A 15,862-nucleotide genomic window follows, 5' to 3' on the forward strand; every position below is an offset into this window, starting at 1 on the left:
TCACCGGTCGTCTCCGATGCGGAGCTGGGCGGCGACGAGGCGCTGCCGCAGGGTGGTGGCGACCAGCCCGCTGAGCAGCAGCGCGAGCGCCAGCAGCCCGGCCGTGGTGGCGAGCACCGGTGGCCAGTCGACGGCGAGCAGCGGTGGTGGCGATGGTCGGTCGGCCGACGGGGTGAGGATCACCAGGGGGGCCATCGTGGCGGCCACCGCGACCCCGACACCGAGGCCCACCAGGACGCCGATCCCGGAGAGGAACGTCTGCTCGGCGATGAGCGACCGGGCCAGCAGCCGGTGCCCGGCACCGAGGGTGTGCAACACCGCCAGCTCGTTGACCCGGCGTCGGGCGGTGGCGCTGACGTCGACGGCGATCCCGACCGCGGCGAGCAGCAGGGCGCCGAGCGCGGCGGCGAACAACGCCCCCCGGGCGCCCACCCCGTACGGGTCGATCTGGTCGGCGATCGCCTGCCGGTCGAGGACCCGCAGGCCGGGGAGTTGCGCGGCGGCCTGCGCGGTGGCCGACCGCTGGGCGGGGTCGGTGCCGACCCACCACTCCTCGTTGGTCCGCAGGATGCCGTGGTCGTGGAAGAACCGGGCGCTCAGCGAGGGCAGGTCGGTCAGGATCGCGGCCGGTTCGGTGTCGCCGGGGATCGAGTCGACCGTACCGACGACTTTGATCTGGGTGTCCGCCAACCCGAGCGGGAGGCCGGTCACGTCGCCGACACCGAGTCGCAGTGCGGCCAGCGCGGGCGGGGTGGCGAGCACCGGGATCGGGCCGGTGTCGGCGGTCCGGACCAGTGCCATCCGCAGGGTCGAGCTGTTCCACGGGGTGGAGTTGCTGTCGTCGAGCTCGTACCGGGTCGCCATGGTGCCGGCGTTGGCGGACGCCGAACCCTCCCGGTCGAGCCGGTCCATGGTTCGCCAGCCGCCGCCGACGGTCAGGTCGACCGGGGTGCCGGTGCCTGCGGCGGGACCGGCGGTGAGGTCGGTGAGCGTCCAGTCGAGCCGCATGCCGTTCGGGCCGATCCCGTCGGTGACGAACCCGGCGAGTCGGGCCGGCGACGTGCCGGCCGGCAGGTCGACGGAGAAGCGCAGCGGCGCACCGTTGCGACTGGCACCCAGCGGCACCCGGCGGTAGTCACCGGTCGGCTCGACCAGGACGGCGGCGGTGCGGATCTCGTCCGACAGCGGGGACCGTCCGACCGTGGTGCGGATGACCCCGGACAGTTTCCGGGCACCGGCCGGCAGTTCGGTGTACGGCGCCTCGATGCGCTGCCGGGCCACCTCGCCGAGCAGGCCGGCGGCGGAGCCGCCGTCGACCAGGTCGTCCCGGATCCGGAGCACGTCCGCCCCGGCGGCGGTGTCGATGGCTATCAGCGACGCCGGCTCGGCGGCCGGACCGAGCCGCAGGCTCTCCCGCCACGCCGGCAGCACCTCGCGTACGCCGGGCAGGCCGGCGAGCGCCTCGGTCCGGCCGGGCGGCGGGGCGCCCTCCGTCTCGACCAGCCGCAGATCGGCGCCGACCCCGTGGGTGGCCTGGTCGACCAGCGACCGTTCCGAGGTGCTCGCCAGGCACCAGGCCAGGGTGCTGACGGCGACGGCGAGGGCGAGCAGCAGGACCGGGCCGGCGTGCGGGCGCCGACCGGCCTGCCAGGTGCCGAACATGGTGGCGGTCCACGGCTTGCGCTCGACGTACCGCTCGGCCAGTCGGGTCAGCGGCGGCAGCAGCCGCAGCGCGAGCACCGCCCCGGCCAGTACGCCGAGCGTCGGGGTGGCGGCGAGCAGCGGGTCGATGCCCAGCTGGTTTCCGCTGCGGGCGCCGGCCAGGGGTGAGGAGTACTGCCGCAGTTGCAGCCAGCCGAGCACCGCGAGGGCGATCAGGGCCAGGTCGACACCGGCCCGCTGGGCGACCGCGCGGCGGCTGGGCCGGGAGCGGCTGGCGAGTTCGGCGACGTACGTTCCGCTGCGGCGCAGCGAGGGGCCGATGATCGCCACGGCGCAGCCGACGGCGGCGAGCCCGGCGACCAGCCAGCTCAGCGGTGGCGGCGAGGAGTCGAACCGAAGCCCGACCGCCGCCAGCATCGGCACCCGGTCGGCCAGCCGCAGGCCCTCGGTGGCGAGCAGCGGCGCGAGCAGGGCGGCCGGCAGGACCACCAGCGTGGCTTCCCGTACGGCCAGCCCGGCGAGCTGGTTGCGGGCCGCGCCCCGGGCCCGGAGCAGGGAACTCTCGCCCCGGCGCTGCTCGACCAGGAGTACGGCGACCAGCACCAGCGCGTACCCGCCGAGCACGATGACCAGCAGCATCGGGGTGACGAGTGCGGACCGGCCGACCAGGTTGGCGCGTTCGAGTCGTTCGGCCAGCCGGTCGATGCTGGTGGTCATGATCCCGGAGGTGCCGAGCCCGGCCGCCTCCGGCAACTCCTCGGTGAGCCGGTCGACGGTGTCGGCGAGCTGGTTCAGCTGGGCCACGCTGGCGCCGGCGAGCTTCGGTTCGATCAGCCAGGCGGCGCTGGCGTTGGTGGAGAAGTGGCTGACGAAGTCGGCCCGGTCGACGACCAGCGGCCCGTACGTGGACGACTGCGGGACCTTCCCGTCGGCGACCTCGGGCGTGAGCCGCCAGTAGGCGGCCTCCGGATCCCGTGGGTGCCAGATGCCGGCGACGACGAGGTCGCTGACCCGCCCGGTGACCCGGTCGGTGACCGGGATCCGGTCGCCGACGGCCACCCCCAGGATCGTGGCGACCGGTTCGGCGAGCGCGGTCTGCACTGGGCTGCCGCCCGGTCGGGGCCATTCGCCGGAGCTGAGTTCGGCCTGCTCGGAGAGGCCGTCGAGGAAGACCACGGAGCCGAAGACGACCCCGTCGTCGTCGGGCACCGCCTCGCCGACCGGGCCGGAGAGTTGCCGCCCGGCGGCGTAGCCGGCGGCCGAGACGGGCGCGGGTAGGCCGGCGATGCCGCCGGACACCTCCTCGCGGAGGGCTGCGTCCCGGTCCCGCAGGGCGTCCGGCGAGCCGCCGGTCGAGCCCCGGACGAGCATCGAGCGTTCCGGTGGGTCGGACGAGTCGATGGCGTTGGCGGTGCCGGTGTCGACGACCTGCCGGCTGTAGCCGGCGAGGCCGGTGAGCAGCGCGGCAGCGATCAGGGTCGCCCCGGTTGCCGCGAGTAGCAGGCCCCTCACCGTACGGGCGCGCCGTAGCACCAGCCTCATTCCACCGCGTCCCCTCGTCACCCGTCCGGGCGACGTGTTCGACCGCCCCTCACCGCACCTGATCGGCGAGGGGGTCGGAAAGGTTCGCAGAGGTCGTGAAAAATCTTTTGACCCGCCGGTTCGTGACGTGACGATGACCCAATCGAGATCCACTCGTTGCAGAGCGGCGCAACACGGGCCACCGGCTCGATCGCTCGGGGCGGCGGCTCGGGGGATACGCCGGTGCGTGCCCCCGCGCCGGCGGATAGCGTCTACCCCATGCTGGGAGAGCCGCAGGTCGGCGACGTCTTCGGCGAGCTGCTGCGGGACGCGCTCGCGGTGGCGACCGGAGTGGGGCCACGCCCGCTGGTCGGGGGCCGGTTGCCCCGCCCGGTCGTCGAGATCATCGAACGCGACGACGGTCTGATCAACGGTGCCCCGGCCGCCCACTACCTCGACGGACCGGCGCAGTGGCAGCCGTACGACCACCGGGCCGTCGAGCGGGTCCGGGGGCGGGTGCTCGACATCGGTGTCGGTGCCGGCCGGATCGCCCTGGAGTTGCAGGAGCACGAGGTGCCGGTGACCGGGCTGGACATCTCACCCGGCGCGATCCGGGTCGCCCGCAAGCGGGGCGTACGGAACCTGGTGCTCGGCACCGTCGACGAGTACGCGACCAACCGGCACCGGTTCGACACCTTCCTCCTGCTCGGCAACAACCTGGGGCTGATCGAGGGGCGGGACCGGGCACCGGCGTTCCTGGCCGCGCTCGCCGCCCTGGCGAATCCGGGCGCCGAGATCATCGCGCACGGCACCGACCCGTACGGCACCACCGACCCGGTGCACACCGGTTACCACGAGCGCAACCGGGCCCGGGGGCGGCTCGGCGGGCAGCTGCGGCTGCGGTTGCGCTACCGAGAACTCGGCACACCCTGGTTCGACTACCTGGTCTGTACGCCGGACGAGCTGGGCGAGCTGGTCCGGGGCAGCGCCTGGCGGCTGGTCGACGTGGACGACGCGGACGCCCCGTACTACCTGGCCACGCTGCGGCTGGTGGGCTGATGGAGCCGGCCGAGCTGCGTACGGTCAGCAAGCGGATGTCCCGGGTGCTGCGGCACGCGCCGGAGAGCGTCGGGCTGACCCTGGACGCCAACGGCTGGGTGCCGGTGTCGGACCTGCTCGCCGCGCTGTCCCGGCACGGTCGGCGGGTCACCCCGGAGGACCTGGACGCGGTGGTGGCCGGCAACGACAAACAGCGGTTCGCGGTGCGTACGGGACCGGACGGGGTCGCGTGGATCCGGGCCAGTCAGGGGCATTCGGCGCGGGTGGCGGTGGATCTGGCGCTCACCCCGGTCACCCCGCCCGAGCTGCTGTACCACGGCACCGGCACGGTCAACGTACCGGCGATCCTGGCGCAGGGGCTGCGGCCGGGGCGGCGGCATCACGTACACCTGTCGGTTGACGTGGCGACGGCGGTGACGGTCGGTCGGCGCCGGGGCGGGCCGGTGTCGGTGCTGGTCGTGGACGCGGCGAAGCTGGCCGCGCGGGGGCACGAGTTCTACCGCAGTGACAACGGGGTGTGGCTGACCGGGTCCGTCCCGCCGGACGTCATCCGGCCGTCGGGGGAGTCGGTGCCGACCACCCGCACCTGACCCGCACCAGCAAGGAAGGGCCCGTTCTCGTCGTTGAGAACGGGCCCTTCCTTGCTGCGGAGGGGTCGGCGGTCAGACCGTGACGGTCGGCGGCGCCGGGGTCGGCGGGTGGCCACCGTCGCCGTCGACGACCTCGTCCGGCGTACCGTCCTCGTCGAGATCGACCATCGTGATGTCCACCGTGCCGTCGCCGGTGGTGTCGAACTGGAACAGGTCAGCCTTGCCGTCGCCGTCGGTGTCGGCCACCCAGAGGTCGACCTTGCCGTCGTGGTTGGTGTCCGCGCGGATCAGGTCGACCCGCTCGTCGCCCCGCGTCTCGACGATCTCCTGCGGCTCGGTGGTTGCCTGCGACTCGCTCATGAAGGGAAGCCCTTTCTCCGGCTGACTGAGGCGTGCTCGTCCGCAGTACCCAGAACCGCGGTCCCGCATACGCTAACGGCCCGCCATGGGACGACGTGTCCGGCAAGGGACCAACGACGCGGCCGGCACAGAGCGCTCATTCCCTGTGTTTTCGCCCTCTTGACGAGCCGGATCGATAAGCTCGCAAATGCGCCATATGTAGCTTTCAGACACGGGGGACTCATGAGGAAGAGACTGATTTTCACCGGCTTGGCGAGCCTCGCGCTGGTTGCCGGACTGGCCGCACCCGCCCAGGCCGACGACATCGGGAGCACCATCGTCACGTTCAGCGTCACCGGCGCGGGTGGCCTCGACATCACCGTGCCCGCCACCGCGAACCTCGGCTCCGGGACGGCGGGGGCGACCGTGTCCGGGCAGCTCGGCCCGATCACCGTGCTCGACCAGCGCGCGTCGTTGACCCCGAACTGGACCGCCACCGTCACCGGGTCGGACTTCGTCACCGGCGACGGCACCGCCGAGGAGACGATCCCGGCCATCAACGTCACCTACTGGTCCGGACCCGCCACCTCGACCGCCGGCACCGGAACCTTCACGCCCGGCCAGCCCACCTCGGCCCAGGCCGTGATCATCAACGTGCCGAGGACCGCGTTCAGCCACACCGGTGGGACCGGCAGCAACTTCGCGACCTGGAACCCCACCGTGCTGGTCGCCATCCCCGCCGACGCCGTCGGCGGCACCTACACCGGGACGGTGACACATTCGGTGCTCTGACCGGGTCCGTCGGCTGGCGCTGCTGGCCTCCATCGCCATCCTGGCGGCCGGGGTGCCCGCGGCACCAGCCGACGCGCAACCCGGGCTGCGGCAGGAGCCCATCGGAGAAGCCGGCGGGCTCGGCCTCCAACTGCTGGACGTCCCGGTGAGCCGGGCCGAGGATCCGCGCGCCCGGGCGTACATCATCGACCATCTCAAGCCCGGCATGACGATCCAACGCCGGGTCGAGGTCCGCAACTCCTCCCCGGGGCGTCAGCACATCGAGCTGTACGCGGGCGCCGCCTCGGTGGAGAAGAACGTGTTCACCGTTCCGGCCGCGCGAGAGGGCAACGAACTCAGCGGCTGGGTGAGCCTGGAGTCGACCAGTGTCGACCTGTCCCCGGGAGAGCGGACGGTGGTGCCGGTGACCGTCGCCGTACCGAGGACCGCATCGAAGGGAGAGCGGTACGGCGCCGTCTGGGCCCAGATCACCAGAGCGCCGACGCAGCAGGACAACGTCGGTCAGATTCACCGGGTCGGCATCAGGATGTACCTCGACATCGGCGCCGGAGGCGAACCACCGACCGATTTCAGCATCGACGGGCTCGCAGCCGCACGGGGCGACGGCGAGTGGCCCGTGGTCACCGCCCAGGTGCACAACACGGGCGGCCGGGCCCTGGACATGGTCGGCACCCTCTCCCTGACCAGCGCGTCCGGCGCGGTCAAGGCCGGGCTGTTCGCCGTGGGGACCGGCGTGACCATCCTTCCCGGTCAGCGGGGTCAGGTCAGCGCGTTGGTGGACCAGCCGCTGGCGGCGGGACGCTGGAACGCCCGGATGACGCTGGTCAGCGGGACCGTGGAGCGTACCGGTGAAGGGTCGATCATCCTTTCCGGGGCAAAGGTCGCGGAGTCCGTGGAGTCCGGAGCGGGCGCGCTCGTACTCTCCCTCTCGGTTGGCGCCGCCATCGTGCTGCTGGTGGTGGTCGCGGCACTCGCCCGGCATCTCGTCCGTCGGGGGCGCCGGCGGTCCAGCGAGGGTGCCCATCGAGTGTGAGTCCGGACCACCTGGTTCCCGGGGGGGGCCAGCGGGGACGCCACCGTCCGCACTGCATAGGGTCGCCACCATGAACGATCGTTTCGTGGTGGTGGGTGCCGGCACCATGGGGCTGGGCATCGCCTACGTCGCGGCCACCGCCGGTTACCGGGTCGAACTGGTCGAGGTTGACGCCGGGCGGGCCGAGGCGGCCGGTGCGACGCTGGGCAAACTGCTGGACCGGGCGGTCGATCGGGGCAAGCTGACCGCCGACGGGGCGGCCGACGCGCGTACCCGGTTGGTGCTCCGGGGTGACCTGGCCGAGGTGGCCGACGGCCCGGACGTGATCGTCGAGGCCGTGCCGGAACGCCCCGACCTCAAGCGGGCCGTGCTGGCCGCCGCCGCCGCCCGCCGCCCGACGTTGCTCGCCACCAACACCTCCAGCATCCCCATCGCGGACCTGGCCACCGCGGTACCCGACCCGGGGCGCTTCATCGGCCTGCACTTCTTCAACCCGGTCTGGGCGATGGCCCTGATCGAGATCGTCGTCGGGCCGGCCACCGCCGAGGCGACCACCGCGGCGGCCGTCGCCCTCGCCGGCCGGCTGGGCAAGGACCCCGTCGTCGTACGCGACCTGCCCGGCTTCGCCACCTCCCGGCTCGGCGTCACGCTCGGCCTGGAGGCGATCCGGATGGTGGCCGACGGAGTCGCCAGCGCGGCCGACATCGACAAGGCGATGACCCTCGGTTACCGGCACCCGGTCGGTCCCCTGGAACTCACCGACCTGGTGGGACTGGACGTACGGCTGGACATCGCCCGCACCCTCCAGGCGGCGTACGGCGACCGGTTCGCCCCGCCGCCGCTGCTGGTCGAGCTGGTCGGGCAGGGCCGGCTCGGCAAGAAGTCCGGGCAGGGTTTCTACCGCTGGGTGGACGGGGTCAAGCAGTGAGCACAGTGGAGTCCGGCGGGCTGCGGATCGAGGAGCGGGACGACCGGCTGGTGGTCACCCTGGACCGGCCGGAGAAGCGCAACGCGATCGACGCCGACCTGGTCGCCGCCCTGCACGAGGTGTGCGGGCGGTTGGAACGGGAGCCGAAACTGCTGCTGCTCACCGGCGGCGCGGACGGCATCTTCGCGGCCGGGGCGGACATCGCCCAACTGCGCGACCGGGACCGGCTCGACGCCCTCGCCGCGATCAACTCGGCCGTTTTCGCCCGGCTCCGGGCGCTGCCGATGCCCACCGTGGCGGCGGTCGACGGCCCGGCCCTGGGCGGCGGCGCAGAGCTGTCGTACGCCTGCGACCTGCGAGTCTGTACGTCCCGCGCCTTCTTCGGCCAACCCGAGGTACGGCTGGGCATCATCGCCGGGGCCGGTGCCACCCACCGGTTGCCGGCCCTGATCGGCGAGACCCGGGCCAAGGAACTGCTCTTCACCGGTCGCCGGGTCGACGCCGCCGAGGCGCTGCGGATCGGGCTGGTCAACCGGGTGGTGGACGAGCCGGGCGACCTGCTCGGGACCGCGCACGAGCTGCTGGACGAGATCGCCAAGGCGTCGCCGCTGGCCGTACGCCTGACCAAACTGGCGGTCGACGCACCCGCCGCCGCGCACCCGCAACTCGACCTGCTCAGTCAGGCGGTGCTCTTCGAGGATCCGGAGAAGCACCGCCGGATGACCGCGTTCCTCGACCGGAAGAGCCGCTGACGGCCCCTGATCAGCGGCTGGTGTACGGGTTGCTGTCCGAGTCGAGGTAGGCGACCTGGTCGGCCACCCCGTCGAAGTCGGTGTCGACGATCAGCGCGTCGGCCCGGCCGTCCTCGTCCAGGTCGGTGACGGTGTGGTCGGGGCGCCCGTCGTGGTTGAGGTCCCGTACCCAGGTGTCCGGCTGGCCGTCGAGGTCGGTGTCCCGGGCCACCTCGTCGATCACGCCGTCGGCGTTGGTGTCGGTGGCGACCCGGTCGATCACGCCGTCCTCGTTGGCGTCACCGATGATCCGGTCCACGGTGCCGTTGTCGTCGTAGTCGCGCAGCATGGTGTCCAACGCGCCGTCGTGGTCACCGTCGATCAGCGTGGTCTCGGCGATGCCGTCGCTGTCGAGGTCCTGTTGGACCAGGTCGGCGATGCCATCGCCGTCGAAGTCGGTGAGCACCTCGGTGGAACCGTCGACGTGGTGCTCGACCACCGTCTCCGGCTGGTACGGCGCCGGGTCGTACACGGGCAGTTCGGGTCCCGGGTCGAGTCCCGGTCCGAAGCCCTCCTCCGCGTTGGCGGAACCGAAGTCGATCTCCTCGGCCGGCGGGTTGTAGGTGAAGTCGCTCATCGTCAGGTGCCCTTCGGATCGGCTCGTCCGGTGTCCGGGAAACCGTACGGCGAAATGCCGCCGCGATTGCTCCCGGAAACGTGCCAGACCGTGGCTGGACCGTCGTGGCCCGCCGCCGCGTGAGGACGGTCAGTGCCGGATCTGCACCCCGGCGGCGGAGAGTGCCTTGATCACCTGGGCCGACTCGGCGAACCCGATGACCAGGACGGCGTCCGCACCGAACTGCTTGATCTCCTCGGCGCCGCTGGTGAAGTCGACCGGCGGCGAGTCCGGCCTGGCCGGCGGGTCGTAGGTGAGCAGCTTGACCCGGTCGGCGGCGAACCCGGCCCGCTCCAGCTCGGCCCGGACGTTGCCCTGGAGGCCCTCGCCGTACGAGTCCTTCCGGGCGACCAGGGCGATCCGGTGCGGCCCGTCCCGCATGATCACGTCGGCCAGCGCCCGGCCCTGGAGGATGTCCGAGGGGGCGGTGCGGAAGTAGCGGCCCTGGTCGTCGATGGTGGTCAGGCCGGCGTCGGTATTCGACGGGGAGAAGAGGATCAGGCCGGCGGCGACCACGTCGGGCAGCACCGCGCGGGAGATCCCGGACGCGGCGGCACCGATGATCACGTGTACGCCGGCCGCGACGTGCTGCGCGACGGTCGCCTTCGCGACGTCCGGGTTGGTCCCGTCGTCGCCGTCGACCCAGACCGCCGGTTCGCCGAGTACGCCGCCCGCGTCGTTGATCTCCTTCATGGCCAGCTTCGCGCCGGCCCCGAGCGGCGGGTACGCCAGAGCGAGGTCACCGGTCTTCGGCAGCAGTCCACCGATTTTGAGGGGGGAGCCGTCCCGCTTGTCGTTCTTCCCGCCGACCTGCTTCTTCGGCGCGGGCGGGGCCTGGGTGCTGGCCGCCGACTCGTCACCGGCCCCGACGAACTCGGTCTTCCCGTCGTCGATCTTCGCCTGCTCGCCGAAGTGCATGGTCGCGTAGCTGGCGGTGGACGGCTCGCCCGCGTCGGTGAAGCCGCCCCGGTTGAGCGACGCGCCCCGGTACTCGATGTCCACCCCGTTGCGGGCGATCGTCAGGCAGGCCGCGATCGAGTCGCAGCGCTCTCCGCCCACGGTGACCCCGTTGATCTGCTTGGCGATCTCGGCCGGCGCGGTCGAGCCGGCCAGTTGGGCGGCGAGCGCGCTCACCGCGATGGCGTCGTAGACCTCGGCGGAGTAGAGGAAGTCGGTCAGGCCCGGGTCGATGGCGGTGACCCGGTCCTTGAAGTCCTTGGAGAGCGGGGTGAGCGGAATGGTGCCCTTCATGCCGTCCAGCAGCTTGGTCTGCCCGTCGAACTCCCTGACGAAGGAGTTCTGCATGTTGCCGTCCGTGCCGTAGAGGCGCGTCGGAAGGGCAGCGGACTCCTCGGGCTCGTCCCCGCCGCACGCGGCGGTGGCGAGCACGAGTGTCGCGCAGGCGGCAAGGGCAGCACCGCGCGAACCGCGTGGTACGAGCATGAGGTCGTCCTTCCTCCCCGAAGGTCCGCTGCGCACACTAGCGTGCCCCTGGTCGGCGGTGTGACTGTGGTCGCTCGTGGTGCGGCGGATCGGTGCGCGGGCGGCGTTCGATCGATCTTCTACCCGGCGGTAATATACGCCGACCGATCGCTTTCGGGCATTCCCGGGCGCCTGCTTGACCTGGCGGCATACCCTTCCGCACGTGATGGACGAACCCCAGGACACGCTGGACGACGCCAACGCGGTGCTGCGTTCCGCGCTGGTCGGTGACAGTGACGCCGTGGTCGGCACGTTCGACGCGGTGGTGGACCGGTCCGGTGTCGCTGGGGCCTACGAGGTGGCCTGGCGGCTCGCCGCCACGATGGTCGGTGACCAGGTGCCACGCGGGAGTTGGACGCTGGAGTTCCCCGGCATCGACGAGGCCGGCTACGACGCGCGCTGGGTGGCCCGGTTCGTCAGCGCGTACGCGAACTCCGACATCGACACCGCCGAGGCGCTCTTCGGTGCCGCGCTGACCGACGGCCAACTCCCCGACTGCCTGCTCACCCTCGCCGGTTCGGCCGTGGCGACCATCCGCCACCGCAAGCCGTAACCGTCGGCGGTTCCGGCCCGCCCCCGGCGTGGGAGCCTGGGGCAATGCTCGACAAGGTGCGCAAGCTGCTGGCGATGGCCGAGGACCCGGCCTGTACCGAGGCCGAGGCGGCGGCGTTCATGGCCAAGGCCACCGACCTGATCGCCCGGTACGGGGTGGACCGGGCGCTGCTCGCCGCCCGGGATCCGGCCAGCGATCCGGTCGGCGACCGGGTGGTCGAACTGCTGGCGCCGTACGCGTTGGACAAGGCGGGGCTGCTCGCCGCGGTGGCCGGCGCGCTGCGCTGCCGGAGCGTACGGCGGCGGTCCGGATCCGGTTTCGCGATGCACCTGTTCGGGTTCGCCAGCGATCTGGAGCGGGTGGAGTTGCTCTTCACCTCTCTCCTGGTGCAGGCCGCGCACGGGCTCGCCGCGACCCCGGTGCCACCGGGCGACCAGCCGGCCGCGTTCCGGCGCTCCTGGCTCGCCGGGTTCGCCTACTCGGTGGCGGAACGGCTGCGGGCGGCCGAGTCCGCCGCGGCGGCCGACCCGGCGGGTGCGCCGGTCGGGCAGGCGTCGATGGCGCTGGTGCTGGCCGATCGGAGCACGCGGGTGCAGTCACGGCTGGCCGAGGTGTACCCGAGGCTGCGTACCGCTTCGGCCCGCCGGCTGGCCGGCGGTGGCGCGGGCCAGGGCGCCGAGGCCGGACGCCGCGCCGACCTGGGCGGTACGAGCGTGCCCGCCGGTACGACCTCCGCAGTGGCGGGCCGGTCGGCGTCAGCTGGCGATCGCGTTGACCGAGGCGGCGTACCGGGAAAGTAGTTCGTGCCAGCCGGCGGTGAGTGCCTCGCGGTAGCCCTCGGCGGCCTCGCCGTGCCGGTCGAAGCCGCGGTGCTCGACCTCGACCCGGGTCCGGTCGTCGCCCTCGGCGACGAACCGTACGTCCACCTCGCTGGCGTTGGCCGGGTCGGGGACCGGCACCCGGTCGGGCCCGATCTGCCAGGTGAAGACGAGCCGGTACGGCGGCTGCCAGTCGACCACCCGGCCCCAGTCGGTACGGAAGCCGTGCGGCCCGATCTCGTACGCCATGCCGCCGACGTGCGGTTCGAAGCCGATCGCGGCCAGGGCGGTCGGTCCGGACCAGGTGTACTCCATCACCCACCAGTCGGCGACGCCACCGGTGAAGACGGCGAAGGCGTGGTCGGGCGGGGCGGAGACCCACAGGGTGCTGCGCAGGGAGTATCTCGCCACGTCCTGGTGGATGCCGCCCGGTTCGGTGGTCTCCTGTCCCATAGGCCCGGACCCTACCGGCCGTCGACCCCGCAGAGCAGCGTCGAGCCGACCAGCGGTTGAATCTCTGCGCCGAGCGTGTGGTTACCGGGTGTGGTGATGGGCCGTGGTGGATGTTCCCATGGGTCGCGCTCGATATGAGGCAAGTGCTATGCGGGCGGCCGGTGGCACCCGCATTAGATTAATGACCGTCGATTAAATCGGAGATCCACTCCGTGTCCCGTCGAGTTGGGAGCCCGCGATGCTCAGACGACAACTCCTCCGTACCGCCGTGGCCGCGCTGGTGGCGGCCGCCTCCATGATGGGCGTGCAGGTCGCCAGCGGATCGGCCGCGGCGGCGGACGCCAACATCGCCGTACGCACCATCTACTACGACGCCAGCCGGGCCGGCGAGTTCACCACCAACTTCACCCAGGCCGCCCAGATCTGGAACAGCCGGGTGAGCAACGTACGGCTGGTCGCCGGTACCCCGGCCAGCGTGATCATCTACGTCGACAGCGGCTGGCCCCGGGCGTACGTGACCGGACTCGGCTCCGGCCGGGTCTACATGGGCTGGCAGGCGGTCAACCAGGGATACAACCGGACCCGGATCGCGACCCACGAGATCGGCCACATCCTCGGCCTGCCCGACAACCGGACCGGCCTCTGCTCCGACCTGATGTCCGGCAGCAGCGCACCGGTCTCCTGCGCCAACGCCAACCCGAGCGCGGCCGAGGCGGCCAGGGTCAACCAACTCTTCGCCGGCAGCGCGGCGGCCGCACAGCTCGACCCGGCGAACCCCAAGGTGTACGTCTGGAACGGCAGCTGACCCGATCCGCGTCCGTGGGACGGGGCCGATCGGCGGTGACGCCGGTCGGCCCCGTGGTCCGTACGGGGTGAGTCGCGCCCGGCTCAGCGCACCACCACTCCCGAGTTGTGCCGGGCCACCCCGCCCGCCGCCACCACCGAACCGACGACCGCGTACGCCACCCAGGTCAACGGCATGGTCACCAGGCCGATCCCGATGCCGATCAGCACGACATTGATCCAGAACAGCACCCAGAACGACAGCATCAGGGCGATGCCGACACCGACCCGGCCGGCGTAGATGTTCCCGATCCCGAAGATGCCCAGCACCCCGAGCCCGAGTTCCAGCGCGACCGCCGACCCGGTGGACTTCATCGGCACCACCGGCACGGCGTAGACCGGCTGCGGTACGGGCAGGTGCGGTGCCTGCGGGTGCGGATAGTGCTGCTGGGCCGGGGCGTACTGCTGCACGGGGGCGTACTGCTGTGCCGGTTGGTGGTGCGGTGCCGGCGCGTACGGCGGTGGTGTGGGCGGGTGGTGCGGTGCCGGCGGGTACGGCGGCGCCGAGGTGGGGGCCGGCGGGTGGTTCGCCGCGGGGAGCTGCATCGGCAGTGTCGGCGGCAGCTGTGCGGGCGGGGGCGGTGACGCTGTCGTCGGATCCGCCCACGGATCCTGCTGCGGGTATGGATAGGTCATAACTGGCAGTCTGGTCAGCCGACGATGGCGGCCGCTACGCCCGACCGGGCCGGTGTATGTCACGGTTCGATGGAGCACGTCCCGACGGTCCGAATCCGGGGCCGCCCGGTTGCCGGAGCGCCCCGACGGGTGGGCGGTGGCGACGCGCCGAACGGTACGGCGGGGCCGACGCCTCCGTGGTTAGGATCCGGGGATGGCGGATGAGCAGGCGGCACGGGGAGAAGGCTTCGCGAACCTCGTGCACGAAGCCCGGCTGCGCAAAGGCTGGAGCCAGCAGACCCTCGCCGAGCGGTCCGGGCTCCCCGAGAAGGTGATCCAGGCCTGGGAAGAGGGCGACCTGCGCGGCTCGGAGCCGGCGAGCAGGCTGCGGTCGGTGCTGGTCACGCTGGACATCGAACCGGCCGACGCGCTGGTCGCGCTCGGTTACCTCACCATCGACGACCTGCGCGATCGACCGGCGGGGCAGGTGGACGAGCGCATCCGGCTCGACGTCGAAACCCGCGACCTGCTCAACCAACTCGCCCTCACCAGCCACACCACACCCGAGCGCTACCTCGCCTCGCTGATCGTCGCCGACTACGACCGGCAGTGGCCGGGGCGCCGCGACTACCAGCAGATCCCACTGGAGGCCCGCCGGCAGCGGGTCCGGGAGTTGCTCGGACAGACCGAGCTGCTGGACGACGCGGAGGCCGAACGGCGTCTGGACGAAGCGGTGGCACGGGCACAGGAAGAGGCGCTGCGCATCTACGGTCCGCCGGACCAGGCAGCCGCGTGAAGCAGCTCTACGTCTACGACAGCTCGGCCCTCATCGGATTCCTCAACAACCACGATCCGTTGCTCCGCCTCTACCGTCGCGCCGAGCACGGCCGGATCCTGCTGGGCTTCCCGACCACCGTCATCCACGACGCCAACGCGGTCGTACCGATCGGCTGGGATTCCTGGTACGCCCTGCTCAACCTGCCCGACGTGGTCTGTCTGCCGCTGACCGAGCACGTGGCGGTTGCCATCTCCGGCGGAACCGGCGAACTCTCCGTACGGCACACCGTTTTCGAGGCGAAGAGCGCGAACGGTCTCCTGGTCACCTGTCAGCCCGACCGGTACGTCGGCCGGGGCGTCGCGGTGGTGGCACTCTGACCGGCGGCTTCTGGGTGTACTACTATCGCGATTCGATGCGCCTGACCATTCTTACCGCGTTTGTCGGTATCTGTCTGATCGCCTTCGTCGTCGAGTTGCTCCGGCGGCGTCAACTACGAGAGAAGTACGCGGCTCTGCTGATCACCGTGGCCGTGATCGCACTGCCGCTCGCGTTCTTCCCCCGCCTCCCCGACCGGCTGGCCGACCTGCTCGGGGTGGTCAACGGCGTGAGTCTGGTGCTCTTCGGCGGGGTTGTCTTCCTCTTACTGGTCACCATCCACCTGAGTTGGGAACTCAGCCGGTTGGAAGAGGAGACGCGGGTGCTCGCCGAAGAGGTGTCGCTGTTGCGCGGCAGGTTCGACCGAGCCGACAGCTCCCCGATGACGGGGGAGATGACGGGGGATAAGACCACCCGGACCTGGTGATCCGCGCGGAAAAGCGTGCGCGGTGGCGTGCCGGGCTGCCGCGTACGCGGCTGCGTGATCTGTAACGGCGGCTGCATATGATGTCGGCTCACGAACGCCGACGATCTTCAAGGTGGACGCATGCAGGCAGCGGAACTCGGCAGACTCGCGGCCGACGACCCTGCGGATCCGGTCGTGGTCGACAGCG

General features: G+C 71.9%; 18 protein-coding genes. 12 read left to right on the plus strand and 6 right to left on the minus strand.

Annotation, left to right across the window (positions count from 1 at the left end; translation table 11 throughout):
- On the minus strand, window positions 1-3,204 hold the full coding sequence (locus ACZ6QQ_RS02010) for an FtsX-like permease family protein (RefSeq protein ID WP_465873535.1): 3,204 nt from the start codon (window positions 3,202-3,204) through the stop codon (window positions 1-3).
- 258 nt (window positions 3,205-3,462) lie between these two features.
- Here ACZ6QQ_RS02010 and ACZ6QQ_RS02015 point away from each other — a divergent pair, with 258 nt between their 5' ends.
- Window positions 3,463-4,242, plus strand: a complete 780-nt coding sequence (locus ACZ6QQ_RS02015) for a class I SAM-dependent methyltransferase (RefSeq protein WP_465873537.1) — start codon at window positions 3,463-3,465, stop codon at window positions 4,240-4,242.
- On the plus strand, window positions 4,242-4,832 hold the full coding sequence (locus ACZ6QQ_RS02020; protein ID WP_465873539.1) for an RNA 2'-phosphotransferase: 591 nt from the start codon (window positions 4,242-4,244) through the stop codon (window positions 4,830-4,832). Before ACZ6QQ_RS02015 ends, ACZ6QQ_RS02020 begins: the two co-directional genes overlap by 1 nt.
- A gap of 72 nt (window positions 4,833-4,904) precedes the next feature.
- Here ACZ6QQ_RS02020 and ACZ6QQ_RS02025 read toward each other — a convergent pair whose 3' ends face one another.
- Complete coding sequence (locus ACZ6QQ_RS02025; protein WP_465873541.1) at window positions 4,905-5,192, minus strand: hypothetical protein; 288 nt, start codon at window positions 5,190-5,192, stop codon at window positions 4,905-4,907.
- 222 nt (window positions 5,193-5,414) lie between these two features.
- On the opposite strand from ACZ6QQ_RS02025, the gene ACZ6QQ_RS02030 reads away from it, so the two are divergent.
- From ACZ6QQ_RS02030 to ACZ6QQ_RS02045, 4 genes are all read left to right on the plus strand, one after another.
- The gene (locus tag ACZ6QQ_RS02030; protein WP_465873542.1) at window positions 5,415-5,963 is read left to right on the plus strand and encodes a hypothetical protein; all 549 of its coding nucleotides are present in this window, start codon (window positions 5,415-5,417) and stop codon (window positions 5,961-5,963) included.
- A 52-nt stretch (window positions 5,964-6,015) separates the two neighbouring features.
- On the plus strand, window positions 6,016-6,996 hold the full coding sequence (locus ACZ6QQ_RS02035) for a hypothetical protein (RefSeq protein ID WP_465873544.1): 981 nt from the start codon (window positions 6,016-6,018) through the stop codon (window positions 6,994-6,996).
- A gap of 70 nt (window positions 6,997-7,066) precedes the next feature.
- Complete coding sequence (locus ACZ6QQ_RS02040) at window positions 7,067-7,924, plus strand: 3-hydroxyacyl-CoA dehydrogenase family protein (protein ID WP_465873546.1); 858 nt, start codon at window positions 7,067-7,069, stop codon at window positions 7,922-7,924.
- A complete protein-coding gene (locus ACZ6QQ_RS02045; protein WP_465873782.1) occupies window positions 7,900-8,676 on the plus strand; it encodes an enoyl-CoA hydratase/isomerase family protein in 777 nt (258 codons plus the stop codon). The genes ACZ6QQ_RS02040 and ACZ6QQ_RS02045 overlap by 25 nt, the downstream gene beginning before the upstream one ends.
- 10 nt (window positions 8,677-8,686) lie before the next feature.
- Here ACZ6QQ_RS02045 and ACZ6QQ_RS02050 read toward each other — a convergent pair whose 3' ends face one another.
- Window positions 8,687-9,292 carry a hypothetical protein gene (locus ACZ6QQ_RS02050; RefSeq protein ID WP_465873548.1) on the minus strand — a complete coding sequence of 202 codons (606 nt, stop codon included), beginning with the start codon at window positions 9,290-9,292 and terminating at the stop codon, window positions 8,687-8,689.
- Window positions 9,293-9,421: 129 nt separating this feature from the next.
- A complete protein-coding gene (locus tag ACZ6QQ_RS02055; RefSeq protein ID WP_465873549.1) occupies window positions 9,422-10,774 on the minus strand; it encodes an ABC transporter substrate-binding protein in 1,353 nt (450 codons plus the stop codon).
- A 205-nt stretch (window positions 10,775-10,979) separates the two neighbouring features.
- On the opposite strand from ACZ6QQ_RS02055, the gene ACZ6QQ_RS02060 reads away from it, so the two are divergent.
- Together ACZ6QQ_RS02060 and ACZ6QQ_RS02065 are read left to right on the plus strand one after the other, a co-directional pair.
- Window positions 10,980-11,366 (plus strand): hypothetical protein, encoded by a 387-nt coding sequence (locus ACZ6QQ_RS02060; RefSeq protein ID WP_465873784.1) that lies wholly within the window; start codon window positions 10,980-10,982, stop codon window positions 11,364-11,366.
- Window positions 11,367-11,410: 44 nt separating this feature from the next.
- Entirely contained in the window at window positions 11,411-12,166 is a 756-nt protein-coding gene (locus tag ACZ6QQ_RS02065; protein WP_465873550.1) for a DUF2786 domain-containing protein, read from the plus strand.
- Here the strand turns inward: ACZ6QQ_RS02065 and ACZ6QQ_RS02070 are convergent.
- Complete coding sequence (locus tag ACZ6QQ_RS02070; protein WP_465873552.1) at window positions 12,122-12,637, minus strand: SRPBCC family protein; 516 nt, start codon at window positions 12,635-12,637, stop codon at window positions 12,122-12,124. The two genes, ACZ6QQ_RS02065 and ACZ6QQ_RS02070, sit on opposite strands and share 45 nt — an antisense overlap.
- Before the next feature lie 238 nt (window positions 12,638-12,875).
- Here ACZ6QQ_RS02070 and ACZ6QQ_RS02075 point away from each other — a divergent pair, with 238 nt between their 5' ends.
- The gene (locus ACZ6QQ_RS02075; RefSeq protein WP_465873553.1) at window positions 12,876-13,442 is read left to right on the plus strand and encodes a snapalysin family zinc-dependent metalloprotease; all 567 of its coding nucleotides are present in this window, start codon (window positions 12,876-12,878) and stop codon (window positions 13,440-13,442) included.
- An 83-nt stretch (window positions 13,443-13,525) separates the two neighbouring features.
- On the opposite strand, the gene ACZ6QQ_RS02080 is transcribed toward ACZ6QQ_RS02075, so the two are convergent.
- Window positions 13,526-14,116 (minus strand): hypothetical protein, encoded by a 591-nt coding sequence (locus tag ACZ6QQ_RS02080; RefSeq protein ID WP_465873555.1) that lies wholly within the window; start codon window positions 14,114-14,116, stop codon window positions 13,526-13,528.
- A 193-nt stretch (window positions 14,117-14,309) separates the two neighbouring features.
- Between ACZ6QQ_RS02080 and ACZ6QQ_RS02085 the strand changes: the two genes are divergently transcribed.
- The 3 genes from ACZ6QQ_RS02085 to ACZ6QQ_RS02095 are packed head-to-tail and all read left to right on the plus strand — an operon-like array spanning window position 14,310 to window position 15,675.
- Window positions 14,310-14,891: a helix-turn-helix domain-containing protein gene (locus tag ACZ6QQ_RS02085; RefSeq protein WP_465873556.1), complete on the plus strand. Its 582-nt coding sequence runs from the start codon at window positions 14,310-14,312 to the stop codon at window positions 14,889-14,891.
- Entirely contained in the window at window positions 14,888-15,250 is a 363-nt protein-coding gene (locus ACZ6QQ_RS02090; protein WP_465873558.1) for a hypothetical protein, read from the plus strand. The genes ACZ6QQ_RS02085 and ACZ6QQ_RS02090 overlap by 4 nt, the downstream gene beginning before the upstream one ends.
- Before the next feature lie 35 nt (window positions 15,251-15,285).
- Window positions 15,286-15,675, plus strand: a complete 390-nt coding sequence (locus tag ACZ6QQ_RS02095; RefSeq protein WP_465873559.1) for a DUF2304 family protein — start codon at window positions 15,286-15,288, stop codon at window positions 15,673-15,675.
- Window positions 15,676-15,862: the final 187 nt, after the last annotated feature.

It is taken from the genome of Micromonospora sp. NPDC049529 (assembly GCF_055586685.1).

What these genes read in the sequence shown, in the direction of transcription:
- ACZ6QQ_RS02010 (WP_465873535.1), bottom strand. Translation starts at nt 3,204, where the DNA reads ATGAGGCTGGTGCTACGGCGCGCCCGTACGGTGAGGGGCCTGCTACTC.
- ACZ6QQ_RS02015 (WP_465873537.1), top strand. Translation starts at nt 3,463, where the DNA reads ATGCTGGGAGAGCCGCAGGTCGGCGACGTCTTCGGCGAGCTGCTGCGG.
- ACZ6QQ_RS02020 (WP_465873539.1), top strand. Translation starts at nt 4,242, where the DNA reads ATGGAGCCGGCCGAGCTGCGTACGGTCAGCAAGCGGATGTCCCGGGTG.
- ACZ6QQ_RS02025 (WP_465873541.1), bottom strand. Translation starts at nt 5,192, where the DNA reads ATGAGCGAGTCGCAGGCAACCACCGAGCCGCAGGAGATCGTCGAGACG.
- ACZ6QQ_RS02030 (WP_465873542.1), top strand. Translation starts at nt 5,415, where the DNA reads ATGAGGAAGAGACTGATTTTCACCGGCTTGGCGAGCCTCGCGCTGGTT.
- ACZ6QQ_RS02040 (WP_465873546.1), top strand. Translation starts at nt 7,067, where the DNA reads ATGAACGATCGTTTCGTGGTGGTGGGTGCCGGCACCATGGGGCTGGGC.
- ACZ6QQ_RS02050 (WP_465873548.1), bottom strand. Translation starts at nt 9,292, where the DNA reads ATGAGCGACTTCACCTACAACCCGCCGGCCGAGGAGATCGACTTCGGT.
- ACZ6QQ_RS02055 (WP_465873549.1), bottom strand. Translation starts at nt 10,774, where the DNA reads ATGCTCGTACCACGCGGTTCGCGCGGTGCTGCCCTTGCCGCCTGCGCG.
- ACZ6QQ_RS02060 (WP_465873784.1), top strand. Translation starts at nt 10,980, where the DNA reads ATGGACGAACCCCAGGACACGCTGGACGACGCCAACGCGGTGCTGCGT.
- ACZ6QQ_RS02065 (WP_465873550.1), top strand. Translation starts at nt 11,411, where the DNA reads ATGCTCGACAAGGTGCGCAAGCTGCTGGCGATGGCCGAGGACCCGGCC.
- ACZ6QQ_RS02070 (WP_465873552.1), bottom strand. Translation starts at nt 12,637, where the DNA reads ATGGGACAGGAGACCACCGAACCGGGCGGCATCCACCAGGACGTGGCG.
- ACZ6QQ_RS02075 (WP_465873553.1), top strand. Translation starts at nt 12,876, where the DNA reads ATGCTCAGACGACAACTCCTCCGTACCGCCGTGGCCGCGCTGGTGGCG.
- ACZ6QQ_RS02080 (WP_465873555.1), bottom strand. Translation starts at nt 14,116, where the DNA reads ATGACCTATCCATACCCGCAGCAGGATCCGTGGGCGGATCCGACGACA.
- ACZ6QQ_RS02085 (WP_465873556.1), top strand. Translation starts at nt 14,310, where the DNA reads ATGGCGGATGAGCAGGCGGCACGGGGAGAAGGCTTCGCGAACCTCGTG.
- ACZ6QQ_RS02095 (WP_465873559.1), top strand. Translation starts at nt 15,286, where the DNA reads ATGCGCCTGACCATTCTTACCGCGTTTGTCGGTATCTGTCTGATCGCC.